Here is a 25,952-nt window from a genome sequence, read left to right on the forward strand (position 1 = left end):
CCTCGCCACCGGAACCGCGAGGGAGTCCGGGCGGGAGCGCGACGCGCCCCTCGCGAGCAACCCACGCGTCGCCTGTTCGCTACCGGCGGGCCAGCCGCGGCCGTCCACGCCGCCCGGCACAACGGTTTTGCCCGCCCCCGGCCGAGTGAGGGTATGCGAGTCGTCGTCGGCGGCGGCGGGATCGTCGGCCTCGCGAGCGCGTACGCGCTCGCCGACCGCGGGGCCGAGGTCGTCCTCTGTGAACGGGACAGCCTCGGGAACGGGAGCACCGCGCGCGCCCTCGGCGGAATCCGGTGTCAGTTCTCGACGGCGGTCAACGTCGACCTGTCGCTGGCGAGTCGACCGGTCTGGGAGTCGTTCGAGGATCGCTTCGGCGTCGACATCGCGTTCCGGCAGACGGGCTACCTGATGCTCGCGCGGACCGAGGAGACCGCCGCCGGGCTGGAGCGGCAGGTCGACCTCCAGCACGAGCGCGGTGCCGAGACGGAACTGCTGGCGCCCGAGCAGGTCCCCGACTACTGTGCGGGCGTCGACCCCGATACGGTCACGGCCGCGACGTACAACCCCCGGGACGGCTTCGCGGACCCGTACCTCGCGCTCCAGGGGTTCGCGGACGCGGCCCGCGAGCAGGGGGTCGATATCCGAACCGGGACCGCGGTCACAGGCGTCCGACTGGAGGACGGGCGCGCCGTCGGCGTCGACGTGGCGGGCGACGGCGCCCCGAGCGACGGCCACCTCGCCGCCGACGCGGTGGTGAACGCCGCGGGCCCGTGGGCCGCCGAACTCGCCGCGATGGCGGGGATCGACGTGCCCGTCGAGCCACAGCGCCGCCAGGCGCTCGTCGTCGACCCGGAGCGCCCGGTCCCCGAGACCGACCCCCTCACCATCGACCTCGAGACGAGTTCGCACTTCCGGCCGGAGCGGGACGGCGCGGCGGTCGTGGGCGGCTACTTCGACGACGAGCCCGAGACGCCGGACCCGGACTCGTTCTCCGAGTCCTTCGACGTTGCCTGGGCGGCCGAGACGGTCGAACGCGCGGGCGTCTACTGCGACTACTTCGGCGACGGGACGCGACTGAAACGCGGCTGGGCCGGCCTCTACGCGGTCACCCCCGACCACCACCCGATCGTTGAGGAGTCGATCCCGGGGTTCGTGCAGGCGGTCGGCTTCTCGGGCCACGGGTTCCAGCACGCGCCCGCGACCGGGCAGGTCGTCGCGGAACTGCTCCTCGACGGCGGGGCGTCGACGGTCGACGTGTCGGACCTCGGGAGCGACCGGTTCGACCGGGGCGACCTGCTCCACGAGCGCAACGTGGCTTGACGGATTGCCCGGGACGCCACACTCATCTTCCCGCCGCCCGTCGGGGCTGTCGATGACTGACACGGCGGCGCTCAAGCGACGGGTTCGGGAGGCCATCGACGACAACGACGAGGCGATCCGCTCGCTGGCCGAATCGGTCCACGCCGAGCCGGAGCTGGGGTACAAGGAGACCGAGACGACCCGGAAAGTCGCCGAGGAGTTCCGCGGACTGGGACTGGACGTGGAGACCGAGCTCGCAGTCACCGGCGCGCGAGCACGTGCTGGCGGGAGCGGTGCGGAACAGGACGACGAGTTCGTCTTCGCGCTCCTCGGCGAACTCGACGCGCTCGTCAACCCCGGCCACCCCGCCGCGGATCCGGAGACCGGCGCCTGCCACGCCTGCGGACACGAGGCGCAGTTGGCCAACCTCGTCGGCGCGGCCTACGGCCTCGTCGCGTCGGGCGTCGTCGACGACCTCCCGGGCGCGGTGGAGTTCATCGCCGTGCCCGCCGAGGAGTACCTCGACCTGGAGTACCGCCGCGGCCTGCTCGACGACGGGAAGATCGAGTTCTTCGGGGGGAAGCAGGAGCTCATCCGCCGGGGCTACTTCGACGACGTGGACTGCGCGGCGATGATCCACGCCGCCTCGGAGACGCCGGAGCGCGAGGTCACCAGCGACTTCTCCTCGAACGGCTTCGTCGGGAAGACGGTCCAGTACGAGGGTCGGGAGTCCCACGCCGGCGGCGCGCCCGAGGAGGGCGTGAACGCGCTCAACGCGGCGATGGCCGGGATGAACGCCGTCAACGCCAACCGGGAGACGTTCCCCGACGAGGAGCACGTCCGGGTCCACCCGATCGTCACGAAGGGCGGCGACGGCGTCAACGTCGTTCCGGCGGACGTGCGCATGGAGTCGTACGTCCGGGCCAAGCGCGTCGACGCCATCGAGGACGCCAACGGGACGACCAATCGCGCGCTGGAGTCCGGCGCGATGGCCGTCGGCGCGAACGTCACGATCGAGGACTTCCCGGGCTACCTCCCGCTGCGGACCGACGGGACGCTCGTCGCGGCGTTCGACGACAACGCCCGTGAGGTGATCGGCGAGGACGCCGTCCACGGCGAACACCAGCACGTCACCGGGTCGACGGACATGGGCGACGTGAGCCAGATCGTCCCCGCGGTCCACCCCTGGACCGGCGGCTTCGAGGGCGCGGCCCACTCCACCGAGTTCGGCGCCGTCGACGAGGAGATGGCGTACCTCCTCCCCGCGAAGGTGACGGGGTCGACGGTCGTCGACGTGCTCGCCGACCCCGAGAAGCGCGAGGCGATCCGCGACGCGAAGGGCGGGAAACGCTCCACCGAGGCGTACCTCGAGATCGTCCGCGGGATGCGGAACACGCTGGAAGGGAGCTACATGGACGCCTAGCCCGCCGAAACGACCTTCCGGTGTGGGGTCCAAGCGCGGGTATGGTCGCGAAAGAATCCGAGTCCGAACTGGATCGCGGCGACGAGGCACCGTCGTTCTCCCTGCCGGGGACCGACGGCGAGACGTACTCCCTCGACAGCTTCGGCGACAGCGACGCGCTGTTGCTCGTGTTCACCTGCAACCACTGCCCCTACGCACGGGCGAAGTTCGACCTGCTGAACGACCTGGCCGCCGAGTACGACGACGCCGCGGTCGTCGGCATCAACCCGAACGACGCCGAGGAGTACCCCGAGGACAGCTTCGAGAAGATGCGGGCGTCCGTCGACTCCGGCGAGATCGCCTACGACGCCTACCTCCGGGACGAGAGCCAGGAAGTCGCCGCGGCGTACGGCGCTACCTGTACCCCGGACCCGTTCCTGTTCCGGAATGAGGGGGATTCGTGGGTTCTGGCCTACCACGGCCGGCTCGACGACGCGCTCAACCCCGACGAGGAGCCATCGGAGTTCTACATCCGCGACGCCATCGACGCCGTCCTCGCCGGGGAGGCGGTCGAGATACCCGACCGCCCGTCGCGTGGCTGCAGCATCAAGTGGACGTAACCGGCCGGCCCGCGTGACCGCTCGGCGGCTCCGTCCGGCGAGCCCGGAGTCCGATGCCGTGGCCGTGTCGACGACTGAGCGCCCCGTCCCGTCGAGCGCCGATCAGCTCTCGGCCTGTTCGCGAGCCTGCTCCAGCGCCTCGCGCGCGTTCTCGACGGCCGCGGGCTGTTTCGCGGGGTAGGCTTCGACCTTCGCCCGCAGGGTGATCCCCTCGCCGCGGTCGACCTCGCCCTTGAACGCGTCCTGTTTGTCCAGTCGGAGGAAGAAGGCGCAGTTGTCGTCGACGCGCTCGTCGAGTTCGTCGATCACGTCCTCGATGTCGGACAGTTCGCTGAGCTGCCGGAGCACGTGGCGCACGTCGTCGGCGTTGTCGACGCGCGCGGAGAACACGACGATCCGGTCGCCGTGGTGCCCCCGGTTGACTTCGCGCTCGATCTCGTACTCCTCGGGCAGGAACCGTCGCAGCGCCTGCTCGACGCGCTTCTCGTCCTCGGTGGCGTAGCAGAAGGTCCGCAGGTCGACGTAATGAAACGGGACGCTCGGCATGGCTGGTCGTACGATGGTCGCGCGCAAAAGGCTTCCTCGACGGTACCGCCGCCCGCCGAGTCAGAACTGCGTTACGCCTCGTCTTCGTCGTCGCCGCCCGCTTCCTCGACCAGTTCGAGCTGGTCCTGTGGGATGCCCGCCTCCTGGCCCTCCTCGAAGACGATCGTGTAGTTGGGGTCGCCGAACATGGTCTCCATGACCTGCGTGATCTCGCCCTCTTCGCCGTCGAACTCGCTGTGCTCGTCGTTGAGAACGACCACGTCGCCCTTCTCGAAGCTCATACCCGTTCGTTCCGCCGGCGTGGGTTTAAGCGACGTGATTCGGCTCACTCCCGAACCGCGGCGTAGATCTCCGCCAACCGGTCGACGGCGTGCTCGACGCTGATCGACGCCCGCCGGTCCAGGCAGTTCTCCCGGAGGCGCTCACGCTCGGCGAGCGTACGTTCGATCGCGTCGGCGAACCCGTCCACGTCGCCGCGCTCGAAGTGATAGCCGGTCTCGCCGTCGTCGATCGTGTCGCTCAGCGCGCCGCTGTCGACGCCGACAACCGGCGTGCCGCAGGCGAACGACTCCAGCGCGACCAGTCCCTGGGTCTCGACCGGACTGGGGAACAGGAAGGCGTCGAGGCTGGCGTAGAATGCCGGCAGCTCCTCCCTGTCGAGGAAGCCGAGGAAGCGCGCGTCCAGCCCGCGCTCCCGAGCAGCCGCCTCCAACTCCTCCCGTGCGGGACCGTCGCCGCCGAACACGACGGTCACCTCCCGATCGAGACGGTCGCAGGCGTCGATGATCGCCGGGAGCGACTTCTCGTGGCCGTGGCGGCCGGTGTAGCCGACGATCGTCCCGTCCTCGGGCAGGCCGTGACGCTCACGGAACGCCGTCGAGTCGACCGGCTGGAACCGCTCGGTGTCGACCCCGTTCGGGACGATCCGGGGATCCTCGACGCCGAGGGTCTCGCTGACGTACTCGCCGGTCGACGCCGAGGGGACGATCACCGCGTCGGCGGCGTCGAGGAACCACGACTCGTAGCGCTGGCTCATCGCCGCGGTCCGATCGCGAAGGGGCCCCCACGAGGAGAGGTAGCTGGCGTACTCCTCGGTCGGCGTGTGGAACGACGCAACCAGCGGGAGGTCGCGCTTCCGCGCCAGCCGCAGGCCGGCGAGGCCGATGGCGAACGGCGTGTGGGCGTGGACGAGATCCACGTCGGTGACGGCGTCGGGGATCCGCGGCAGCCCCAGCCGGTAGCCCGCGTAGATCGGCAGCGGGAGCGATCGGAGGGGGTACTCGTCGGGGTCGGGCGTCCGGTCGGGCGACCCGGGATAGACGACCGCCATGCGGCCGCCCCGGGCCTCCCAGCGGTCGCGCCAGCTCTGGACGGTGTAGGTGACGCCGTTGACCGTCGGCAGGTAGGTGTCCGTGAAGGCCGCGACCGACTCCATGGGCGAGCGGTTGGCCGAGGTGCCGTTAAGGGGTTCCGGAATGGTTCTCCCCCAGCAGGCGCTCGTACTGCTCGACCAGCCGGTCGCCCACGCGGTCCAGTGAGTGCTCCCGTGCGGTCTCCCGGGCGTTCTCGCCCAGTCGCTCCCGGAGGTCGGGGTTCCCGTCGAGTCGCTCGAGGGCGGCGACGAACTCCTCGCGGGTCTCGCACTTCAGGCAGTCCTCGCCGTGGGTGAAGAACTCCTCGAACACCGGGATGTCCCGGAGAACGACCGCCTTCCCGGTGGCCATCGCCTCCAGCGCGGCGATCCCCTGGTTCTCGTCTTTGGTCGGGAACAGGTACACGTCGCCGGCGCCGAAGGCGGCGCGCTTGTCCTCCATCCAGCCGGTGAACGTGACGTTCTCGGGCGGGTCGTTCGTCCAGTAGCGCGTCGCCTCGCCGGCGGCGGCGCCCTCCTCGTAGTGGCCGAACCACGCGAAGTCGTAGTCGGTCCGCTGGGCCACCTCACAGAACGTCGTCAGCCCCTTGCGCTCGAACACTTCGCCGACGCAGAACACCACCATCCCCTCGAGGTCGAAGCGCTCGCGGGTCTCCTCGCGGAGCGACTCGAACCCCTCGAGGGAGTCGATGTCGACGCCGTTGGTCACCGGCTCGATGGGGGCGGAGACGGGGTACGCTTCGAGCACCCCCTTCGTGTACTCGCTGGGACAGAGCACCAGGTCCGCCTGCGAGTAGAACCACCGGAGGTAGGGCCGCAGCGCGGGCGCGAGGCGCTCGGAGAACCGGAACGACTCCCCGAAGTCCTCGGCGGTCACGTGGGCGTGGAGGACGAGCGGGACGTCGTTGCGCGTTGCGTGCCGGGCGACGGCAACGCTCCCCGGGCCGACGACGTTGCAGTGGGCAACGTCGTACTCGCGGAACGCGCGCCCGCCGGTCAGTCGCGACCGGGCGGCGTCGACGGGCCCGTCGCCGACCCACGGCGAATCGACCACGTCGACGCCCGTCCCCTCGAGCGCCTTGCGCTGTTGGCGGGTGGCGGTGACGATGCCGCCGCGGATCCGAGCCTCCTGTTCGAGGTAGTCGAGGACGCGCACGGGTTTCGTCGTCGTTGGCAGGTCGGATGAATCAACGTTCCGGCTGGCGGGTGCCGGCCCGGTCGGTCACCGTTCCGGCCTGTACGCGTCGGCGACACATCGGCGCCCGTGGGCGGTCCCCGAAAGCGATAACCCCGGCGCCCCGTTGGATCCAGACGACCGATGGGCGCCGACATCGCCGCCGAGCGGATCGAGCGACTCGCCGAGCTGGCGGCGGCGGCCACCGACGAGGGGGAGTTCGATCGCTCGCGGGAGTACGTCCGGTTGGCCCGGCGGCTGGCGGAGCGCCACCGGCTCTCGCTGCCGCGATCGTTCGCGCGCTCGACCTGCGACGCCTGCGACGTGTACCAGCGCCCGGGAGTGAACGTCCGCGTCCGGGTCCAGCGCGGGCGCGTGATCCGCCGGTGTGACTGCGGCGCGACCGCTCGCTACCCCTACCGGGACTGAGCCGCTGGCGATACCGAAGCTTCAAAGCTTCCCCGGGGACTGTTTCCGGTAAGAATGTCCGAGGAGTTGCGCAAGCAGGCACACGATCTCGACGTAACCGTCTGGGTGGGGAAGAGCGGTATCGACGCCGTCGTCGACGAGCTCGGCGATCAGCTCGCCGACCGCGAACTGGTGAAAGTCAAGTTCCTCCGGTCGGCCCGGGGGACCGACGACGCCGCGGAACTGGCGGCTGATCTGGCGGACCGCGTCGACGCCGAGGTGATCGAGACGCGCGGGCACACGGCGGTGTTGCACTGATGCCGATCCTGCAGACGACGCCCGCAGCCGGCGGGTCGGCCGCCGGCACGAACAAAGTCGTCGCCGCCTTCCTCGACCAGTTCCTCCCGACGGTGCTGGCGAACGCCGTCGGCGCCGCGGTGGTGTTCGCCGTCGTGTTCGCGGCGGTCTACCTCGCCGGGAAGGCGACGATCACGCCGGTGCTCGGCCGCGTGCTGGAGGCCCGCGGTCTCGATGCCCACGCGCGCCGGCCGATCCGAAAGGTCACCTCGGTGCTGATCGTGTTCGTGGGGATCACCGTCGCCTTCGGCTTCGCCGGCTTCGGCGACTTCCTCCAGTCGCTCGCCACGATCGCCGCCGCGGCGACGCTCGCGATCGGCTTCGCGCTGCAGGACGTGATCGCCAACTTCGTCGCCGGCATGTTCATCTACACCGACCGCCCGTTCCGCATCGGCGACTGGATCGAGTGGAACGGCAACTCCGGCATCGTCGAGGACATCTCCTTCCGGGTGACTCGGGTGCGGACGTTCGACAACGAACTGCTCACCGTGCCGAACTCCCAACTCACCAGCGGCGTGATCAAGAACCCCGTCGCGAAGGACACGCTGCGCCTGCAGTTCACGTTCGGTATCGGCTACGACGACGACGTGGAGCGGGCGACCGAGATCATCGTCGACGAGGCCGAGCGCCACCCCGACATCCTCTCGGACCCCGAACCGAGCGTACGCCTGACCGAACTCGCGGACTCCTACGTCGGCCTGCGCTCGCGCATCTGGATCGACAACCCCTCGCGGGCGGACTTCGTGAAGATCCGCTCGGAGTACGTCAGGAACGTCAAGCAGCGCTTCGACGAGGCGGGCATCGAGATCCCCTTCCCCCAGCGGGACCTTTCGGGGCAGCTCGAACTGCCGCCCGAGCACGTTCAGGAGTAGTAACTGCCTTTTCCACTGCTGACGAAAAATCGAGAGCCGTCCGCGACGGAGTCCGTACGGCTGCGTGGTCAGTCGGTGCCCCCTAACAGCGGCCACACCGACCCGTCCGTCGGTTCGACCTCCGGGGCGTACACAGTCCTTCCCACGATCCGTGCAGTCGGTGACTCTCCGGTTTCGGATGCCATCGTGGACACCTCCCGTCCGGGTGGACGCCTCTACCGCCGGTCCACCTGTCGACCTGGTTGCGGTTCGCGGGGGTTAGGGCTTGGGTCCCGGGCGGCGGGTGACGCCGCTGTGGCGACACCGATCCGACGGCTTTTACAACCTCACCGTCCGGCCCGTAACTGACTCCGTGCCGTCAGTGCTACTGCTCGCGGTCGGACTGCTCATCTCGTTCGGCGTCGCCGCGGTCACTGGTGCCAGCAGCGTCTCCGTCTCGATGGCGCCCGCCATCGGGTCGAACTCCATCGGCGTGCTCCGCGGGGCGTTCTTCGTCGGTCTCGTGGGGTTCGTGGGTGCCGTCGCCCAGGGGGCCGCCGTGACCCGGGGCGTCGGGACCGAAGTCGTCTCCGGCCCGATCTCCTTCGAGATGGGGACGATCGCGCTGGTGGTCATCGGTCTCTACGTCGGACTGGGGATCTACCTCGAACACTCGATTCCCGTCGCGTTCTCGACGTTCGGCAGCGTCGCCGGCGTCGGTCTCGCGGCGGACTACAGTCCGAACTTCGACTACTGGTCGCTCACGCTGAGTTCGTGGGTCGTCTCCGGCGTCGTGGCCGTGGCGCTGGCCTACGGGATGGTCCAACTCATTCGGCGGTACGTGCCGAACTCCCCCCGGGCGGACAGGATCACCGACAGGGCGGTGCTGTTTGCGGGCATCGTGTTCTCCTTCATCGGCGGCGGGAGTCAGGTCGGCCTGGCGGTCGGCCCGCTGGTCGGCACAGTCCAGGAGTTCGGGTTCGGCATTCTCCCGCTCATCGTGTTCGGGGGGGTCGGAATCATGGTCGGCGCGTGGACGAAGAGCCCGGTGATGCTCCAGGCCGTCGGCCGGCAGTACGCCAGTCTCGGGCAGCGGACCTCGCTCGCAGTGCTCCTGACGGCGATTCCGATGGTGCAGATAATCGCGAACGTGCTCGGCGTGCCCATCTCGTACAACCACATCATCATCAACAGCATCGCCGGCTGTGGGTTCGCCGGTGCCGGTTCGGGCGTCGATACGCGGAAGTACGCCGGCACCCTCGCGAGTTGGCTCGTGACGCTCGTCGGGTCGACGGGTACCGCGTACCTACTGTACGAAGGGATCGAGTTCGTCTGAACCGAGCCGTCGGGACCCTACAGCATCCGGTCGGCGATCGTGTTCCGCAGCACCTCGCTGGTCCCCTCGTAGATCTCGTTCAGCTTGGCGTCGCGGTAGTAGCGCTCGACCGGGAAGTCCTTCGTGTAGCCGTAGCCGCCGTGGACCTGGATCGACTCGTTGGCCACCTCGCGGCTCACCTCGCTCGCGTAGAGCTTGGCCTGTGCGGCCTCCTTGATGTACTCCTCGTCGCGCATCTTCAGGTCCGCGGCCTTGTGCATCAGCAGCTTCGCGGCCTGTACCTTCGTGTCCATGTCGGCGATCTTGTGCTGGATCGCCTGGAACTCCGAGATGGGCTGATCGAACTGCTCGCGGTCGGTGGCGTAGTCGGCGGCGGCCTCCTTGGCCGCGCGAGCGATCCCGACGCCGCGGGCGGCGATGGAGATCCGACCGCCGTTGAGCGTCTTGAGCGCCTGCACGAACCCGTCGCCCTCGTCGCCGATCAGCCGGTCCTCCTGGAGCCGCAGGTCGTCGAACCGGAGCTCGGCCGTCTGACACCCCTTGTCGCCGAGCTTGTGCTCGGTGTTCTCCACGATGAACCCGTCGTCCTCCTCGGGGCGGACGACGAACGAGGAGATCCCCCTGTTGCCCGCGTCGGGGTCGGTCTTCGCGAACACGGTGACCGTGTCCGCGACCGAGCCGTTGGAGGTCCAGAGCTTGCCGCCGTTCAGGACGTACTCGTCGCCCTCCTTCTCGGCGCTGGTGGTCATCGCCGGCACGTCGCTGCCGGCGCCGGCCTCGGAGAGCGCGAACGCGCCGAGGTCGTCGCCGGCCGCGAGCGGCGTGAGGTACTCCTCCTTCTGGGACTCGTCGCCGAACTCGTAGAGCATGTTGCCCGCGAGCGAGGTGTGGGCGGCGACGATGGTGCCGAGGCCGCCGGAGCCCCGGGAGATCTCCTCGATCCCGATGGCGTAGCTGTGGTAGTCGAGCCCGGCGCCGCCGTACTCCGTCGGGAACGGCATCCCCATCAGCCCGAGGTCGGCCATCTGGTCGACGAGGTCGTCGGGGTGGTCGTCCGTCTCGTCGATCTCGGGGGCCCGGGGGACCACCTCCTCGTCGACGAACTCGGCGACGGTGTCGCGGATCTGTCGCTGCTCGGCGTTCAGCCCGAAGTCCATACCCTCGACTCCTTCCGGCGCGGGCTTAGGGTTTTCTACCCCGTCCTGACCCCGAACGGGCGGTCGGAAAGGCTTCAGCGACCCGCTTGGGAGAGACTTTTAACGCCGCTCGTCATAGGGTCCACAAACCGAATGCCCGGACCCGACCCCCTCGCCGACGTTCCGCCGGAAGACCTCGCGTGGTGTCACGAGGCCGTCCAAGACGTCTCACGCACGTTCGCACTCACCGTCGACGTGCTCGAGGAGCCGATGGACTCGTACATCTGTCTGGGCTACCTCCTCTGCCGGGTCGCGGACACCGTCGAGGACGCCTCCCACATCCCGCCCGCGGAGCAGGCGGCCCTCCTGCGGACCTACGACGCGGTTCTCGACTCGACCGACGAGACGGACGCCGAGCAGTTCGCCGCGGAGGTCACGGAGTGGCTGCCCGCCGAGGGCGAGCGCGACGCCGACTGGGCGGTCGTCGCGAGCGCGCCCCGCATCGTCGCCACGTTCGAGGCGCTGCCCCGGGACGTTCGCGAGGCGATCACCCCGCCGGTCCGGGAGATGGTCGACGGGATGGCCGACTTCGTCGAGCGCTACGCCGACGACGGCGGCCTCCGCATCGACGACCAGCGCGAACTCGAGGAGTACTGTTACTACGCCGCCGGCACGGTCGGGAACCTCATCACCAACCTCGTGACCCGGGGCGAGATCGACGCCGAGCGCGAGCAGACCCTCTACGAGACCGCCGAGGAGTTCGGCCTGCTGCTCCAGCTGGTGAACGTCTCGAAGGACGTCTACGACGACTACAACGAGGAGAACAACGTCTACCTCCCCGCCGAGTGGATGGCCGAGGAGGGCCTCGAGCAGGACGAAGTGCTCGATCCCGAGAAGCGGGAGGGCGCCACCTCGGTCGTCCGTCGAACGACCGATCTCGCGCGCTCGTACCTCGACGACGCCGGCACGTACCTCCAGCACGTGCCGCTCCGGGACGGGAACACGCTCGAGGCGTGGGCGGTCCCCTTCCTGCTCGCGGTGGGGACGCTCCGGGAGGTGCGCGAACACCCCGAGGACGTGCTGACCGAGTCGGGCGTGAAGGTGTCCCGGAAGGAGGTGTTCGCGGTCGTGAGCGCGATGAGTTCGAAGGGTCGGGACGCGCTCCCCTCCTTCCGCGAGCGGATCGCGAGCGCGCCGTTCCACCAGCAGCCGACCAGCGCGGACTGATCGAACGGTCCCTCGGTTTCGTTCCCGACGCATCGGTAGCGATCGCCGTCGCTCCGCGGTCGGTCGAAACGGTCGCAGAAGCCGCAGTTTCAGTCCTCGAGCGCGTCGGCGATCCGTCGCAGTTCGCGGGTCGCATCGCGGACCTCGTCACGGAGCTGGCGCACTTCCCGCACCATGTCCTCGGTGGCCTGGGCCTGCCGGCCGCCGGCGTCGCCGCCCTCCTCGGCGCCCTCGGCGCCCATGCCGCCGGGACCGCCGCCCATCCCTGGCGCGCCGCCGCCCATGCCGCCGGGGCCGCCACCGCCGCCCATCATGCCGGACATCATCTGCGCGAAGGGGTTGCCGCCGGGGCCCTCGCCGCCACCCATGCCGGGCGGGTCGCCGCCCATCCCCTCCGGGCCGGGCGCCTCGCCCTCCTCGCGCTCCTCCTCGCGCCGCTGGCGGATTTCCTCGACGCGCTCGCGGAAGGACTTCTCCTCCTCGTCACCGTTCTCCTCGACGGCCTCGTCGGTCTCGTCGGGTTCGTCTGCCATACCTCCGGGTTCCGGGGCCACGGCGAAAAGGGTTGTTCTCCCGCGCGACCAAACGCCGTGTCGACGGTATCGGGGCGATCTCCGGGGCCCCCACCGGATCGCGGCCGCGTTGGCGAACGGAAACTGAGCGCGACCGGGACGGTTTTCCCCGCCAGCCCCCGAACCCGACCCGATGGTTCCGCCGCTGGCGCTGGACATCGACGGCACGCTGACCACGCCCGAGCACACGATCGCGCCGCGGGCGTTCCCGCTGCTCGCGGAGTGGGACGCGCCGGTGGTGATCGCGACCGGGAAGGCGTTCCCCTACCCGGTCGCACTCTGTCAGTTCGCGGGCATCCCCGAGCGCGTCGTCGCCGAGAACGGCGGCGTCGCACTCGCCGACGGCGAGCTGCGCTACGCGGGTGACCCCGAGCGCGTCGACGCCGCCGTCGAGGCGTTCGAGGAGCGGGGCGGTACGCTCGGCTGGGATGGCGTCGACACGATCAACCGCTGGCGCGAGACCGAGGTTGCCGTCAGCCGAACCGCCGACGAGGCGCTGCTCCGCGAGGTGGCCGCCGAGTTCGATCTGGAGTTCGTCGACAGCGGGTACGCGTTCCACCTCACCACCCCAGGGGTGAGCAAGGGGGCGGCGCTGGCGGGCGTCGCCGAGGTGCTGGGCTACGACCCGAGCGAGTTCGTCGCCGTCGGCGACAGCGAGAACGACGCCTCCACGTTCGAAACCGTCGGGGAGTCCTACGCCGTCGCCAACGCCGACGAGACCGCTACCCGGGCGGCCGATCATACGCTCGACCGCGGCTACGTCGACGGCACGCTCGACGCGCTTCGGGCGGTACGGGACGCTGAAACCGAGTAGAACAGCCGCCTCAACACTCCTCGGCCGCGGGTGTGGACTCCCGTTTGACCGGAACGAACGCGCCGTCGATGTCCCACTCGTGGATGCAGTACAGATCGCCGACCCCGTCGGCTCGCCAGACCCCGTCCTCGTAGTGTTCGACACGCCCGCAACGCTCGCAGGTGCGGCGCTCCGGCGTGCGGAGCAGGTCGCTCATTGTGGGTCGGAGGCAGGTGAGGGGTATCAACCTTCCGCCGTCGGCAGAGTATTCGTCCGACGGCGCCGCCTCGACAGCTTTTCGGCGCTCGCGGACCCGAGAGCCGGTGTGGCACTCGCCCCGCGCAGGACGTTCTGGCTCGCCCTCTGCTGGCTCGGCGCGACACAGAGCCTCTCGTGGGCCATCGCCGTCGTCCGCGTCGGCGTCTGGCCGGGCAACGTCGCCGCACTCGCCGGCTTTCTGTTGGTGACGTTCGTCGCGCTGCTCGGCGTTGCCCGTCCCGAGTTGGCCGGCGGTCCCGAGGACCGAACGCCGATCTGGTGGGCCGCCGTCGTGGCCGCGGCCCTCGGGACGGTCGGGTTACTGCTCTAGACCTCCCGATACGGGCCCAAGCGTGTCCCGTCGGTCAGGTACGCCTCGCCGTCGATCAGTGCGTCGGGGAGGAACGGCGCGAGGAAGGACTCGCCCTCGACGTTGATCCACGTCCCGCCGGAGCGGTCGTTGAACGCGGGGAAGACCACCAGCTCCGCCCCGTTCCAGGTCAGTCCGTCCGCAGCCTCTCCCAGCGCCTCGCGGAACGGCTCCCTCCGCAGGGGCCCGCGCAGCCACGCGCGTTCGACGCGGCTCCCGCCGACTTCGTCGGTCAACCGGACCGACGGGTGCTCGTGGCCCATACAGAGCGTCGACGCCGAGAGCGCCTCGGCCCCGGGCCAGGTGTGGCCGTGGACGAGTCCCACGTCGTCGACCCGGGTCCCCTCGGTCGGGAGCTGATCGATCCGGTCGGGGAACACGTCGGCGATACCCCCGTCGTGGTTCCCCGTCGCGAGCGTCAGCGGGACGCCCCGCGAGTCGAGCGCGTCGAGCAGGTCGCGCACCTCCTCGGCCTCCTCGCCGTCGGGTTCGGCGATCCGGTGGACCAGGTCTCCCAGCACGACCACCCGGTCGGCGTCGGTCCGGTCGAGCAGCGCGAGCAGTCGTCGCCGGCGCTCGTCGGCGTTCGAGTCGAGTTCGACGCCGCGCTCGTAGCGCAGGCCGATCTCGATGCCCGCGTGGTAGTCCGCGATCGCCAGCGCGCGCTCGTCCCCCAACTCGAGCGTCGCCGCCGGCGCGCCGGGGACGGGTTCGACCGCTGGCTCGCCCATCAGATCGCCTTGAGCGTGCCGTCGTTGGGCTCGTAGCACTTCCCGCTCATCATCGCGCCCTGGATCGCGTCGTCGACGGCGTCGGGATCGGCGCCGTGCTCCTCGACGACGCGCTCGACCACCGCCTCGCGGTCGGCGCCGTCACCGTCGTCCAGCTCGGCCATCGCGTCCACGACGGCGTCCTCGAGGTCGTAATCGAGATCCGCCGACTCCTCCGCCGTGGATTCTTCGGTGGTCCCGCCCTCCTCGGTGATTTCGGACTCGATCTCCTCGAGCTCCTCCTCGGAGGTCGGCACGTTGATGCCGGCCTCGCCGGGTTCGTCGACCTCCGTGCCGGTCGAGAAGTCGGTGCCGAACTCCTCTTTGACCTCCCGGCGCTCGCTCTCGGTCAGCGCCTCCTCGTCGTCGACGGTCTCCTCGGGGTCGAAGTCCTCGAGGTCCTCGGCCTCGTTCTCGACGGTCTCCTGGACCGACTCGCCGGCGTCGAAGTCGCCGAGTTCCTCCTCGCCACTGTCGGCCGCCGCCTCGTCGGCCGCCGTGGCAGCCGTGGTTTCGGTCGCCGGTTCGTCGTCCGTCGTGTCGTCGGTTTCCGGCTCGGCGTCCGTCTCCCCGGCCCCCGAGCTCGTGGTCCCCTCACCGTCAGCCTCGCCGCTCGTCGACGCCGCGTCGACCGGCTCGGCGTCCTCGGTCGATCCCGCCGCGTCGTCCGCCTCTGCCGGCGTCGACCCCTCAGTGGCCGACTCGACCTGCTGTGCCGCGCCGTCGAGGTCGATATCCACCGCGGGGAGCGGGCCCAGTTCGGCGGAGCCTTCCGCCCCGGGTTCGGTCTCCAGCGCCCCGACAGAATCGCGTTCGCCCGCGACCTGTTCGACCGCCTCGACTGCGAGCGAGCGAACCGCTTCGAGGTAGACCGTGCCGGTGCCGTAGTGGTCGATGGCCTTCGGGATGCCGGCGGCTAACGAGGCGTCGACGGTCGCGGTTTCGAGCGCCGCACGGAGCTCCTCGCCTCGCAGGTCCGAGTCGAGCGCTTCCGCGAAGATCGCGACCCGGTGGAGCGTACGCTCGGCCGCCGAGACCACCCACCGATCCCGAGTGTCGGCCTCGACCTCGTTGATGCTCTCCGGACGGACGGAAGTGAACACGCGGTCGGAGTCCTCCGGCTCGAAGGTACGGGCCTTCCCCGAGAGCGCGACGAACGTCGGCGGCTCGGTACGGTTCAGGAACGCGTGCTCGTCCGGCTGGTACTGCCCGGCGTAGGTCACGAACGCGCCCGTGGGGTCGACGACGCGCCCGCGGAGGCTGTCCTCGTTGACCTGCTCGACCTCGGTGAGCACGCCGACGGCGAACAGGCGGTTCACGCGCGCGCCCGTCGGCGTGACGACGTAGTTCGGCGCGCGCTCCTCGTCGCTCTCGGAGTAGGAGAGCGAGGCGTCGTCGAACTCCGCGGCGAACAGCCGGCGGGCGATCTCGCGGTTGCCCGGGCCGGAGTCGGCGCTCATGCGCCCACCCCCAGCTCCGCGAGCAGGTCACGCGCGGCCGTTTCGGGGTCCTCGTCGACCGGCTCGAACGCGTCGGCGTTGAGGTTCGCGCCGTACTCGTCGACCGAGAGCGACCCGCGGGCGCTGTAGGCGTCGCCGACCAGCGCCGCCGCGATCTCCTCGGCGACCACCTCGCGGTCCATCGCCTCGCGGGCGGCCTCGCGGGCGTCGTCGAGGTCGCCGCCGTAGATCCCCTCGGTGAGTTCGCGCCCGAGAATCACCGTACACGTCCCCGTGCCGTCGTCGAGGATCGCCTTCGTCCGGAGGTCGTCGACGCCCTCGACGTCGCCGTGGGAGCGACACTCGCCGTTCTGGATCGCGCGGTTGCACTCCGGACAGCGCTGGATCAGGCCCGAGCCGTCCCGGACCTCGATCACGTTGCCGGACAGTTCCACGTCGAACAGGCCGCCGGCCGTCACCGCCTCGCCGATCGACATCGACGGCGCCGTGTCGGTGACGGTCACGGGTTCGTCGAGGCTCTCGACCGTCGAGAACGCCGAGACGTTCACCGAGGGGGCGCCGCGGTACTCCCGGACGTACACGTCCTCGAGCCGGACGCTCTCGCCGGTCTCGATCTCCGGGTGTGGGTCCCAGTCGGTGAAGGGCAGCCGGCCCGTCTCGTCGCCGATGACCCCCGAGAGGATCTCGGTCTCGCCGTCCCGGCCGTCGATGGTGCGCTCCTCGACCTCGACGACGCTGACCTCGACCGTCCGGCCGCGGTCGCCGGGTTCGAGCTCGATCAGCTCGCGCTCGCCACCGATCTCGTTGGGGACTTCGAGTTCTTCGCTCTCCAGCGCGACGCTGGTGCTGTCGCCCAGGTTGAGCTCGGGGTGGCCCTCCCACTCGCGCACGCCGGCGTTGCCCACGGTGACGGTGTCGCCGGGCTCGAAGCCGAACTCCTGCCAGGCGGTGTAGGAGACCGTGCCGGTCTCGTCGGCGAACTCACCCTCCCGGATGGTGATGTCCTCGCCCTGATACCGGATCGAGCGAGTGCCCTTCGTGAGCACCCGGACCGTCACGGTGACGTTGTCGTGCTCGGTCGTCAGATCCGCCAAGTCGAGCGATTCGGGGGTGGCGTCGCCGCCACCGCCGCCGCCGTGCTTCCGGCGGACGCTCTGTTTGGCCTCGTCGATCGGAACGCTGTACTGGAGCAGGTTCTCCAGGTCCTCTTTGACCTCCTCTTTGTCAACACCGAGAGCGGAGGCGAGCTCCTCGGCGTGGTTGTCTACGTCCATCGTGCCGAGTTGGGCCGCGATAGCTAATAAGCGTTCGTCCGCGCGACCCGCTTCACGTCGCCGGCCGTGCGGAAGGCCGTGCCGGACCGAACCACCCTTGCGTCTCGGGCCGCACGAGGGGGGTATGGACGCGACGACATCACTCTCTCTCGCCCGCGAGGCCGCGACGACCGGCGGTGAGGTCGCACACGGTGGATTCCGGGGTCCGCTCACGGTGGAGACGAAGGCGAACGAACTCGACTCGGTGACGGAGTTCGACCGGGAGGTCCAGCGACGGGTCGCGAACGTACTCCGCGCGGACGACCCCGAGGCGGTCATCGTCGGCGAGGAGGAGTTGCCGGAGATCGAGACCCGGAAGACGCTCCCCGAGTCGGGGACGGCGTGGATCGTCGACCCGATCGACGGAACCAACAACTTCGTCGTGGGCAACCGGATCTGGTGCTGTTCGGTCACCGCCGCCGAGGACGACGAGGCCGTCGCCGCGGTCAACGAGTTCCCCGCGCTCGGCGACTGTTTCGCCGCCGGCGACGAGGGGGCGACCCGCAACGGCGAACCGATCAGCGTGAGTCAGCGCGGCCGACCCGAGACGTTCACGATCAATCCGGTCTTCGGCCTCTCGGAGACCAACCGTCGGAAACTGTCGGAGTACGTCTCCACCATCACCGAGGAGTTCGGCGACTGCCGCCGGTTCGGCAGCTCGCAGTTCGCGCTCTCCTCGGTGGCTGCGGGCGAACTCGACGCCGCCGTCTCGAGCATGTCGCTCTCGCCGTGGGACACGGTCGGCGGCGTCCATCTGGTCCGGCAGGCCGGCGGCACCGTCACCGACCTGGCGGGGAACCGCTGGACCCCCGGCGCCGACGGGATCATCGCTTCGAACGGGAACGCACACGACGACCTCGTCGCCGCCTTCGAGTAGCTACTGCTCCTCCGCCCCCGCGTCGTAGGTCAGCACGACACCGTCGTCGAGTCGCTCCACGTCCTCGAGCGACAGCGACGGGAACGCGTCGGGGTCCGTGAACCCCTCGCCGTCGGCCAGCGTCGGCGCGTCGCGGCCGCCGATCACGACGGGGCCGACGTAGACCGTGAGCCGGTCCACCAGCCCGGCGTCGAACAGCGAGAAGATGAGTTCGCCGCCCCCCTCGACCAGCAGGCGCTCGACGCCGTGGTCCTCGAGGCGCTCGAACGCTGCGGGGAGGTCGACCCGGCCCGACCCCGCCGTCACGACGGTCGCGCCGGCGGCCGACAGCGCCGCCACGTCGGCCTCGTCGGCGTCCTCGCTCACCAGGACGTACGTCGCGGCCGCGTCGCCGAGGATCTCGGCGTCCGGCGGCGTCCGGGCACGCGAGTCGGCCACGATCCGGGCGGGGGTGGCTGGCTCGCCGTCCCGCTCCCGTCGGTCGCGTCGCTCGTCGTCCTTGACAGTCAGCGAGGGATCGTCGGCCAGCACGGTGCCGACGCCGACCAGCACGCCGTCGGACTCGGCCCGGAGCGCGTCCATCCGGTCGAAGTCGGCGGGCCCGGAGATCGCCACCTGCTCGCGTTCGCGGGTCGAGAGCTTCCCGTCGACGCTCTCGGCGGCGTTGACGTGGACGTGCATACGCCCCCTCCACGCGCCGGCGGGTCGACTCTTTCGGTCCGAGCGGGAACGCTCAAGTCCGGCCGTGCCCCAGCCCCGGCAATGACCGTCAAGACGGAGGTGGCCGTGATCGGTGGCGGCGCGACCGGGGTCGGCGTCGCCCGGGACCTGGCGATGCGCGGCGTCGACGTGACGCTGCTCGAACGCGGCGCCGGGCTCAACGCCGGCACGTCGGGGCGTTCCCACGGCGTGCTCCACAGCGGCGCACGCTACGCCGAGTCCGACCCCGAGGGCGCCGCGGACTGCCTGCAGGAGAACCGGATCCTCCGAGAGATCGCGCCCGCCAGCATCGACGACGCCGGCGGGTTGTTCGTCCGGCTCGCCGATGACGACCCGGACTACTTCCGGCGGAAGCTCGACGCCTGTCGGGAGGTGGGGATGGAGCCGACGCTGCTCGACGCCCAGGAACTCCGGGAGCGCGTCCCCGATATCGCCGAGGGCGTCGAGCGAGGTTTCGCCGTCCCGGACGGTGTCGTCTCCCCTGCGCGCCTCGTGGCAGCCACCGCAGCCAGTGCCCGGGAGCACGGCGCCAGCATCCACACCGACGCGCGGGTGGCCGACATCGACGCCGGCACGGGTTCGTCGAAGCGCCTCACCGTCCGCGTCGACGACGGCCCCACGATCGCCGCGGACGCGGTGGTTAACGCCGCGGGCCCGTGGGCCGGCGAGGTCGCCGCGATGGCCGGCGCGGAGCTGGGGATGCGACCCACTCGCGGCGTGATGGTCGCCGTCGACTACGCCGACCTGGGTCCCGTGCTGAACCGCTGCCGGGAGCCCGCGGACGGCGACATCGTGGTCCCGCACGGCGAGCAGGTCGTGCTCGGGACCACGAGCGTCGCCGTCGACGACCCCGACGAGTTCGAGCGGGCCGACTGGGAGGTCGACCGAACCGTCGAGGAGTGCGCGGCGATGCTCCCCGCACTCGCCGACGCCGCGATCGAACGGACGTACTGGGGGCTCCGCCCGCTCTACGAGCCCGACGAGCTCGATCGCGGAGGGAGGGGCATCTCCCGGGATTTCGCGCTCGTCGGCCACGACGCCGCGCCGGGACTGGTGAGCGTCGTCGGTGGGAAGCTCACCACCTACCGGCGCATGGCTGAGGCCGTTGCGGACCGCGTCTGTGGGGACCTCGGCGTCGACGACCCGTGCCGAACCGCCGCGGAACCGCTGCCGGGCGCCGACGAGCCGGAACGGCTCGACGAACTCGTCCGGGAGTTCGGTGCCGTGGGGCCGGCGGACAGCGACGTCGTTCGCTGACCGCGGTCCGCGGCTGCCGGCTCCCGGAGGCTGAAGGTCGTTCCGCCCCTGGAACACGCATGGCCTCCTACTTCGGCGTCTACCACTGGCGTCGACGCTTCCGGCGCCTGTTCGGCGCGCTCGCGCTCGTCGTCGCCGGGCTGCTGGCGTGGCGCCGCGGCGGACGCCTGGCTCGCCTCGTGGGCCTGGCGCTGGCCGCGGCGGGAGCGAAGCGCGGCTACGGCCCGCTCGACCGCGTGCTCTCGCCGCCGCCGTGGCAGCCCGACCGCTGGAAGTACCGCGCACCTCGAGAGGCGATGCCCTACGCCGACGCGGAGCGCGCGCTGGACGTCGGCTGCGGGACGGGGCGGTCGCTGGTCGGCCTCGCGCCAGCGGTGCCAGCGGACTGTCGCCTGACGGGCCTCGACGTGTTCGACGACCGCGTCATCCTCGGGAACGGGCCGGGACTCGCCCGACGGAACGCCGCGGAAGCGGGACTGGGCGTCGACGTCGTCGCGGGCGACGCGGCGCGGCTCCCGGTCGCCGACGACACGCACGACGTGGTGACCGCCTGCCGAGTGCTCCACGACCTGCCGAAGGAAACCGCGGAGTCGGCGCTTACGGAGGCCCGACGCGTGCTCGGGCCGGAGGGGACGCTCGGGGTGCTGGAACTCCCGGTTCCGCACGACCCGGACGCGGACCCACTGGCGTACTGGCAGTCGCTCGTCGAGGACGCCGGGTTCGCCGTCGAGGAGGCGCGCGAGGTCGACGGCGGGAGCTACTTCCTGCTGGTGGCGACGCCCGAGGGAGCGGTGGATTCGGGTTAGCGAGCGGCCGGTGGGGGCAGGTCGGCGCGACGGGCTCCGGACTTGCGTGTTCGTCGCGCCGCAGTGGCCAGGTCACGCGACGGGCTGGTCCCGCCATCGTTCAAACGAGTTCGTCGGTGAGGGGCTCAGTCGTCGACCGGCTCGACGCCGATCGTCACGTCGACGCCCTCGATCCCCCACTCCTCGACGAGACCGTTCTCCTCGTCGATGTTTTCGACCGCGACGAACTCGGCGGCCCGCACCTCGTCGGCCACGAGGTCGCGCCGATCGTCGAAGAACCCGGCGACGCGCTCGTCGTCGATGTCGACCGCGACGCGGATCTCCTCCTCCACGTCGAGTTCGAGGCGCTTGCGGGTCTCCTGGACGCGGCGGATCAGGTCCCGCGCGTACCCCTCGCGCTCGATCTCCTCGGTGAGTTCGGTGTTCACGTAGACGCTGCCGCCCTCGAACTCGGCGCCGGAGACGCCCTCGGGCGGTTCGGACTCGTACTCGACCATCTCGTCGGTGAGTTCGACCGTCTCGCCGTCCACGTCGACGCCGCCTTCGACGGCCTCCCGCGGTTCGCCCCGGACCGCGGCCATCACGTCCTGTGCGTCGCCGCCGAACGCCGGCCCGACGACGCTCATCTGCGGGTCCGCGATCTCGACGAGGTCCTCGAACTTGTCGGTGACCGTGAGTTCCTGGGCGTTCACGCGCTCGAGGAACAGCTCCTCCAGGTCGCGCATCGCCGCGGCAACGTCCTCGTCGTCGGTCTCGATCACGACCTCCTGGACGGGCCAGCGGAGCTTCCGGCCGCCCTGCTGGCGCGCGTTCGCGGCGGCCTCCTCGACCTCGCGGAGCACGGCCATGTTCCGCTCCAGGTCGGGATCGTGCAGGTCGTCGTCGGGCGTCGGCGCCTCGAGCATGTGGACCGTCTCGGCCTCGCCGTCGAGGGTCTGGTACATCCGGTCGGCGAGGTACGGCGTGTAGGGGGCGAGCAGGCGGACGACCTCGTTCAGCACCGTCGAGAGCGTCGCGTAGGCGCCGCGCTTGCTCGCGGAGTCGGACTCCTCCCACATGCGCTCGCGGATCGCCTTCACGTAGAACCGGCTCACGTCCTCGGTCACGAAGTCGAGCAGGACGTTGAGCGCGTCGTGGACCGCGTACTCCTCCCAGGCCGCCTCGGTCTCCTGTTCGACCGTCTGGAGCCGGGAGAGCACCCATTCGTCGACAACGCTCAGTTCGCCGTCGCTCAGGTCGGCCTCACCGGGGTCGTAGTCGTCCAGCTCCATGTACGGGAGCGGGAAGCGGAACACGTTCCAGAGGATGTTGAGCGTCGACTGCATCTCGCGGAGCCCCTCCCACTCGAAGCGCAGGTCGGCGCCGTGCTGGTCGTGGCTCAGCAGGTACGCCCGGAGCGGGTCGCGGCCGACCTCCTCGATGGCCTCGTGGGGCGTGACGATGTTGCCGAGGCTCTTGGACATCTTCCGGCCGTCGCTGTCCAGCGCGAACCCGTGCATCACGACCTCGTCGTAGGGGATCCGGTCGACGGCGGCGGTGCCCATGCCGAGCTGGGACCAGAACCAGCCGCGGGTCTGGTCGTGGGCCTCGACGATCACGTCGGCGGGCCAGAACTCGTCGTGGGCCTCAGTCTCGCCGGGGAAGTCGAGCGTCCCCCACGAGGCGACCGAGGAGTCCAGCCACACGTCGAACACGTCGGGGACGCGGGTGAAGGTCGTGCCGTCCTCGGTGATCGTGAGGTCGTCGACGGTGGGCCGATGCAGGTCGAGTTCGTCGGCGTCGACGTCCTGATCGGCGCGCTCGGCGAGCTCGTCGCGGGTGCCGACGACGATCCAGTCGTCCTCGGTCGTCCCCTCGGCCGTGCTGCCCTCGGGCGTCCAGATCGGGATCGGGATGCCCCAGTATCGCTGCCGGGACACGTTCCAGTCCGGCGAGTCCTCGATGAAGTTCCGGAAGCGGTTGTCCCGCGCTTCGGGCGGGTGCCACTCGCTGTCCTCCATGTTCTCGAGCAGGTCCTCCTTCACGTCGGTGACCGTGATGAACCACTGCTCGGTCGCGAGGAAGATGATGTCCGTGTCACACCGCCAGCACTGCCCGTAGTCGTGGGTGTAGCTCTCGTGGGCGAGCAGGTGGCCGTTCTCGCGGAGGTCGTCGATGATGTCGTCGTTGGCGTCGCGGACGAACTGGCCGGCGTACTCGCCGGCGCGCTCGTCGTACACGCCGTCGCTCCCGACCGGACAGAAGATGTCCAGCCCGAGCTCGTCGCCGCGCTCGAAGTCCTCCTGCCCGTGGCCGGGTGCGGAGTGGACCAGCCCGGTTCGGTCGGTCTCGACGTAGTCGGCGTGGTACACCTCGCCGGCGCCGACGAAGGATGGGTGATCCGGCACCTCCTCGGCGAGCGGGTGGTCGTACTGCCAGCCGATCAGCTCCTCGCCGGAGAGTTCCGCCTCGATCCCGTACTCGTCGTAGCCGCCCTTCTCCATCACCGACTCGACGCAGTCGGTCGCGAGGTAGAGCACGTCCTCCTCGCCGTTCCGTTCGGCCCGAACCTTCGCGTACGTCGCGGCCTCGTCGACGGCGATGAACGTGTTCGCGGGGACGGTCCACGGCGTCGTCGTCCACGCGACGAGGCTCCCCTCGCGAACCGCGAGCGGGAACTCCACGTAGATCGACGGGTCCTCGACCTGGTGGTACTCGACCTCGTTCTTCGCGATGGCCGTCTCACACCGGGGACACTGCGTGATCGAGCGCTTGCCCTGCTCGACCAGGTCGTTGTCGTGGGCCTGCGAGAACGCCCACCAGGCAGACTCCATGTACTCCGGCGAGACGGTCTGGTAGGGGTTCTCCCAGTCCATCCAGACGCCGATGGACTGGAAGTCCTCGTCCATGTTCTCGCGGTTCTCGACGGCGAACCGCTTGCACTCCTCGATGAACTTCTCCATCCCGTAGTCCTCGATGTCCTGTTTGGACTCGAAGCCGAGTTCCTGCTCGACCTTCGTCTCGATGGGCAGGCCGTGCATGTCGTAGCCTGGCCGGTCGGTGACGTTGTGGCCCTCCATCCGCTTGCGCCGGATCACCGAGTCCTTCAGGGTCTTGTTCCACGCGGTGCCGAGGTGCATCTGCCCGGAGGTGTACGGCGGCCCGTCGACGAAGAAGAACGGCGGGTCGTCGGCGTGTGCCTCCTTGGTCCGCTCGTAGGCGTCGTGATCGTCCCAGTACGCCGAGACGGTGTCCTCCACCGCCTGCGGGTCGTACTGGTCCGGGACCTCTTCGTCCATACCTCTTGGCTGTGTTGGGGCGCTTATCAACCCGGTGGTCCGGCAGTCGCGCTGTCGGATCGCCGTGGGGACCGGGAGAATCGGCGTTCGCCCACCAGCCTATATACGGTGCGTCCCCGAACCCCGGCGCATGGTCAGTCAGACGGAGCGCACCCGTGGACGGCGGGTCCGCTGAGATGGCCGGGCTCGTCCGGCGGTACCTGTTAGTCGTCGTCCGGTTCCTTCCGTTCGCGATCGCCTTCCTGCGCGACCGGCGTCGGTTCCTGTTGTTCGGGCGGCGTCGACGTGTGGGCGAGGCCGTGCACCGTGAGCGGGCCGAACGCGTCCGGGACACGATGCTCGAACTCGGGCCCGCGTTCATCAAGGTCGGACAGGTGCTCTCCACGCGTCCCGACATCGTTCCGCCGACCTACACCGACGTGTTCGGCACGCTCCAGGACGAGATCCCCGAGGACGCCGGCGGGGACCCGCGGACGGTTCTGGAGGCGGAACTCGGCGACGAGCTCGACCTCTCGACGCTCGAACGCGTCGCGGGCGGGTCGCTCGCGTTCGTCTACACGGCCGCGTACGACGGTGAGCGGATCGCCCTCAAGGTCCGCCGCCCGGGGCTCAAGCCGATGATCGAGCGCGACCTCCGCGTGATCCGCGGCCTCCTCCCGCTCGTCACCCCGTTCCTCGACGAACGCCAGCGGTACTCGGTCCGGAACGTCGCCGACGACTTCGAGGAGATCGTCCTCGACGAACTCGACTTCGACCGCGAGCGGGAGATCATGGACGAGATCCGCGAGAACGTCGCCGACGACGACCGGGTCGTCGTCCCTGCCAGCTACCCGGAACTCTCGTCGGAACGCGTGCTGGCGATGGAGTACCTGACCGGCCGGAAGGTAACCGACGACGACGCGTTCGAGGGCGTCGACGTCGACGCACACGAGATGGCGAGGTGGATCACGGAGGTCTACCTCGAGATGGGACTGGTCGACGGCGTGTTCCACGCGGACCCGCACCCCGGGAACCTCGCGGTCACCGATGGCGGGCGCCTGCTCCTCTTCGACTTCGGGATGAGTGAACAGCTCCCACGAGCCGTTCAGGAGGACGTCGTCGACCTCTACCGCGCGCTGGTCCGGCGCGACCTCGACGGCCTCGTCGACGCGTTGATCGCGCTCGACGTGCTCGAGTCGAGCGTCGACCGCGCCGAGGTCCGGCGCGTGCTCGAACTCGTCGTCGAGAACCTCTCCGGTCGCGCGGACGTGACGTGGCGCACCATCATCACCGAACTGATGGGGTCGCTCCGTGAGTTCCCGTTCCGGATCCCGCCGGACGTGATGCTGCTGGTCCGGGTCGGGACCGTGGGCGAGGGGGTCTGCCGACAGCTCGATCCCGAGTTCGACTTCCTCGCGGCCGTCCGGGAGTTCCTGCTCGAACGGGGACTCATCGAGAACGAACTCGCGGCGCTCGTCGGGGAGACGGCGGCGGACGCCCAGCAGTCGATACCCGCGCTGGCCCGGCTCCCGACACGCCTCGACCTGACGCTCGACCAACTCGAACGCGGGGAACTCGTCGTCCGAACCGAACCGGCCGACGGCACACGGCGCGACCCCGCGCTCGGCTACGCGGTGCTGGCGGGCGCGTTGGCCGTCGCCGCGGCCGTTCTCACACTCGGTGCCACGCCGTACGCCGTCCCGGTGAGCGGCCTGGCCGCCGTTTTCCTCCTCGCCTATCTGGCTCGCCGGCACGGCTAGTGGCCGGTCGG

The 25,952-nt window shown here is 70.2% G+C and carries 26 protein-coding genes; 14 read left to right on the forward strand and 12 right to left on the reverse strand.

All coding sequences use genetic code 11. The features are described from left to right. The first annotated feature begins 153 nt into the window (after positions 1-153). Genes BMZ83_RS01300 through BMZ83_RS01310 form a run of 3 tightly spaced genes read left to right on the forward strand, consistent with a single transcriptional unit; the run spans position 154 to position 3,321 of the window. Positions 154-1,320 (forward strand): NAD(P)/FAD-dependent oxidoreductase, encoded by a 1,167-nt coding sequence (locus BMZ83_RS01300; protein WP_074874822.1) that lies wholly within the window; start codon positions 154-156, stop codon positions 1,318-1,320. Positions 1,321-1,372: 52 nt separating this feature from the next. Beyond that, on the forward strand, positions 1,373-2,722 hold the full coding sequence (locus tag BMZ83_RS01305; RefSeq protein ID WP_074874824.1) for an amidohydrolase: 1,350 nt from the start codon (positions 1,373-1,375) through the stop codon (positions 2,720-2,722). 41 nt (positions 2,723-2,763) lie between these two features. Next, positions 2,764-3,321: a thioredoxin family protein gene (locus BMZ83_RS01310; protein ID WP_074874826.1), complete on the forward strand. Its 558-nt coding sequence runs from the start codon at positions 2,764-2,766 to the stop codon at positions 3,319-3,321. 102 nt (positions 3,322-3,423) lie between these two features. Here the strand turns inward: BMZ83_RS01310 and BMZ83_RS01315 are convergent, their stop codons facing one another. The 4 genes from BMZ83_RS01315 to BMZ83_RS01330 form a co-directional block, all read right to left on the reverse strand. Then, positions 3,424-3,867, reverse strand: coding sequence for an RNA-binding protein (locus tag BMZ83_RS01315; protein WP_074874828.1), 444 nt, complete (start codon positions 3,865-3,867; stop codon positions 3,424-3,426). A 71-nt stretch (positions 3,868-3,938) separates the two neighbouring features. Next, positions 3,939-4,148 carry a DUF1918 domain-containing protein gene (locus tag BMZ83_RS01320; protein ID WP_074874830.1) on the reverse strand — a complete coding sequence of 70 codons (210 nt, stop codon included), beginning with the start codon at positions 4,146-4,148 and terminating at the stop codon, positions 3,939-3,941. Between the two features lie 44 nt (positions 4,149-4,192). Next, a complete protein-coding gene (locus tag BMZ83_RS01325; protein WP_074874832.1) occupies positions 4,193-5,302 on the reverse strand; it encodes a glycosyltransferase in 1,110 nt (369 codons plus the stop codon). Between the two features lie 25 nt (positions 5,303-5,327). Next, on the reverse strand, positions 5,328-6,395 hold the full coding sequence (locus BMZ83_RS01330; RefSeq protein ID WP_074874834.1) for a glycosyltransferase family 4 protein: 1,068 nt from the start codon (positions 6,393-6,395) through the stop codon (positions 5,328-5,330). A 162-nt stretch (positions 6,396-6,557) separates the two neighbouring features. On the opposite strand from BMZ83_RS01330, the gene BMZ83_RS01335 reads away from it, so the two are divergent. From BMZ83_RS01335 to BMZ83_RS01350, 4 genes are all read left to right on the forward strand, one after another. After that, positions 6,558-6,842, forward strand: a complete 285-nt coding sequence (locus BMZ83_RS01335; protein ID WP_074874836.1) for a ribonuclease P protein component 4 — start codon at positions 6,558-6,560, stop codon at positions 6,840-6,842. A gap of 54 nt (positions 6,843-6,896) precedes the next feature. Next, a complete protein-coding gene (locus tag BMZ83_RS01340) occupies positions 6,897-7,139 on the forward strand; it encodes a YhbY family RNA-binding protein (protein WP_074874838.1) in 243 nt (80 codons plus the stop codon). Next, a complete protein-coding gene (locus BMZ83_RS01345; protein WP_079990071.1) occupies positions 7,139-8,050 on the forward strand; it encodes a mechanosensitive ion channel family protein in 912 nt (303 codons plus the stop codon). Before BMZ83_RS01340 ends, BMZ83_RS01345 begins: the two co-directional genes overlap by 1 nt. 352 nt (positions 8,051-8,402) lie before the next feature. Then, a complete protein-coding gene (locus BMZ83_RS01350; RefSeq protein ID WP_074874840.1) occupies positions 8,403-9,365 on the forward strand; it encodes an inorganic phosphate transporter in 963 nt (320 codons plus the stop codon). A 17-nt stretch (positions 9,366-9,382) separates the two neighbouring features. Here BMZ83_RS01350 and BMZ83_RS01355 read toward each other — a convergent pair whose 3' ends face one another. Continuing rightward, positions 9,383-10,522: an acyl-CoA dehydrogenase family protein gene (locus BMZ83_RS01355; protein ID WP_074874842.1), complete on the reverse strand. Its 1,140-nt coding sequence runs from the start codon at positions 10,520-10,522 to the stop codon at positions 9,383-9,385. 132 nt (positions 10,523-10,654) lie between these two features. On the opposite strand from BMZ83_RS01355, the gene BMZ83_RS01360 reads away from it, so the two are divergent. Next, positions 10,655-11,728 (forward strand): phytoene/squalene synthase family protein, encoded by a 1,074-nt coding sequence (locus BMZ83_RS01360; protein ID WP_074874844.1) that lies wholly within the window; start codon positions 10,655-10,657, stop codon positions 11,726-11,728. A gap of 89 nt (positions 11,729-11,817) precedes the next feature. Here BMZ83_RS01360 and BMZ83_RS01365 read toward each other — a convergent pair whose 3' ends face one another. Continuing rightward, positions 11,818-12,261 carry a hypothetical protein gene (locus tag BMZ83_RS01365; RefSeq protein WP_074874846.1) on the reverse strand — a complete coding sequence of 148 codons (444 nt, stop codon included), beginning with the start codon at positions 12,259-12,261 and terminating at the stop codon, positions 11,818-11,820. 172 nt (positions 12,262-12,433) lie between these two features. Between BMZ83_RS01365 and BMZ83_RS01370 the strand changes: the two genes are divergently transcribed. Continuing rightward, positions 12,434-13,114 carry an HAD-IIB family hydrolase gene (locus tag BMZ83_RS01370; protein ID WP_074874848.1) on the forward strand — a complete coding sequence of 227 codons (681 nt, stop codon included), beginning with the start codon at positions 12,434-12,436 and terminating at the stop codon, positions 13,112-13,114. 10 nt (positions 13,115-13,124) lie between these two features. Here BMZ83_RS01370 and BMZ83_RS01375 read toward each other — a convergent pair whose 3' ends face one another. Next, positions 13,125-13,310, reverse strand: a complete 186-nt coding sequence (locus BMZ83_RS01375) for an HEWD family protein (protein WP_074874849.1) — start codon at positions 13,308-13,310, stop codon at positions 13,125-13,127. 108 nt (positions 13,311-13,418) lie between these two features. On the opposite strand from BMZ83_RS01375, the gene BMZ83_RS01380 reads away from it, so the two are divergent. Then, on the forward strand, positions 13,419-13,682 hold the full coding sequence (locus BMZ83_RS01380) for a hypothetical protein (RefSeq protein WP_074874851.1): 264 nt from the start codon (positions 13,419-13,421) through the stop codon (positions 13,680-13,682). On the opposite strand, the gene BMZ83_RS01385 is transcribed toward BMZ83_RS01380, so the two are convergent. Genes BMZ83_RS01385 through BMZ83_RS01395 form a run of 3 tightly spaced genes read right to left on the reverse strand, consistent with a single transcriptional unit; the run spans position 13,679 to position 17,225 of the window. Then, positions 13,679-14,452: a metallophosphoesterase gene (locus BMZ83_RS01385; protein WP_074874853.1), complete on the reverse strand. Its 774-nt coding sequence runs from the start codon at positions 14,450-14,452 to the stop codon at positions 13,679-13,681. The genes BMZ83_RS01380 and BMZ83_RS01385 overlap by 4 nt on opposite strands. Then, on the reverse strand, positions 14,452-15,951 hold the full coding sequence (locus BMZ83_RS01390; protein ID WP_074874855.1) for an RPA family protein: 1,500 nt from the start codon (positions 15,949-15,951) through the stop codon (positions 14,452-14,454). Before BMZ83_RS01390 ends, BMZ83_RS01385 begins: the two co-directional genes overlap by 1 nt. Continuing rightward, positions 15,948-17,225, reverse strand: coding sequence for a Single-stranded DNA binding protein (locus tag BMZ83_RS01395; protein ID WP_074874857.1), 1,278 nt, complete (start codon positions 17,223-17,225; stop codon positions 15,948-15,950). The genes BMZ83_RS01390 and BMZ83_RS01395 overlap by 4 nt, the downstream gene beginning before the upstream one ends. A 124-nt stretch (positions 17,226-17,349) precedes the next feature. On the opposite strand from BMZ83_RS01395, the gene BMZ83_RS01400 reads away from it, so the two are divergent. Continuing rightward, a complete protein-coding gene (locus BMZ83_RS01400) occupies positions 17,350-18,141 on the forward strand; it encodes an inositol monophosphatase family protein (RefSeq protein ID WP_074874859.1) in 792 nt (263 codons plus the stop codon). Here the strand turns inward: BMZ83_RS01400 and BMZ83_RS01405 are convergent, their stop codons facing one another. Beyond that, on the reverse strand, positions 18,142-18,822 hold the full coding sequence (locus BMZ83_RS01405) for a 2,5-diamino-6-(ribosylamino)-4(3H)-pyrimidinone 5'-phosphate reductase (RefSeq protein ID WP_074874861.1): 681 nt from the start codon (positions 18,820-18,822) through the stop codon (positions 18,142-18,144). An 81-nt stretch (positions 18,823-18,903) separates the two neighbouring features. On the opposite strand from BMZ83_RS01405, the gene BMZ83_RS01410 reads away from it, so the two are divergent. Next, positions 18,904-20,118, forward strand: coding sequence for an FAD-dependent oxidoreductase (locus BMZ83_RS01410; RefSeq protein ID WP_074874863.1), 1,215 nt, complete (start codon positions 18,904-18,906; stop codon positions 20,116-20,118). Between the two features lie 59 nt (positions 20,119-20,177). Then, positions 20,178-20,924 carry a class I SAM-dependent methyltransferase gene (locus BMZ83_RS01415; RefSeq protein WP_074874865.1) on the forward strand — a complete coding sequence of 249 codons (747 nt, stop codon included), beginning with the start codon at positions 20,178-20,180 and terminating at the stop codon, positions 20,922-20,924. Positions 20,925-21,049: 125 nt separating this feature from the next. Here BMZ83_RS01415 and ileS read toward each other — a convergent pair whose 3' ends face one another. After that, positions 21,050-24,202, reverse strand: coding sequence for an isoleucine--tRNA ligase (ileS, locus tag BMZ83_RS01420; RefSeq protein ID WP_074874867.1), 3,153 nt, complete (start codon positions 24,200-24,202; stop codon positions 21,050-21,052). Positions 24,203-24,378: 176 nt separating this feature from the next. Between ileS and BMZ83_RS01425 the strand changes: the two genes are divergently transcribed. After that, positions 24,379-25,941: an ABC1 kinase family protein gene (locus BMZ83_RS01425; protein ID WP_074875339.1), complete on the forward strand. Its 1,563-nt coding sequence runs from the start codon at positions 24,379-24,381 to the stop codon at positions 25,939-25,941. The last annotated feature ends 11 nt before the right edge of the window (positions 25,942-25,952 follow it).

The organism is Halolamina pelagica, from assembly GCF_900115675.1.
Taxonomy (GTDB): domain Archaea; phylum Halobacteriota; class Halobacteria; order Halobacteriales; family Haloferacaceae; genus Halolamina; species Halolamina pelagica.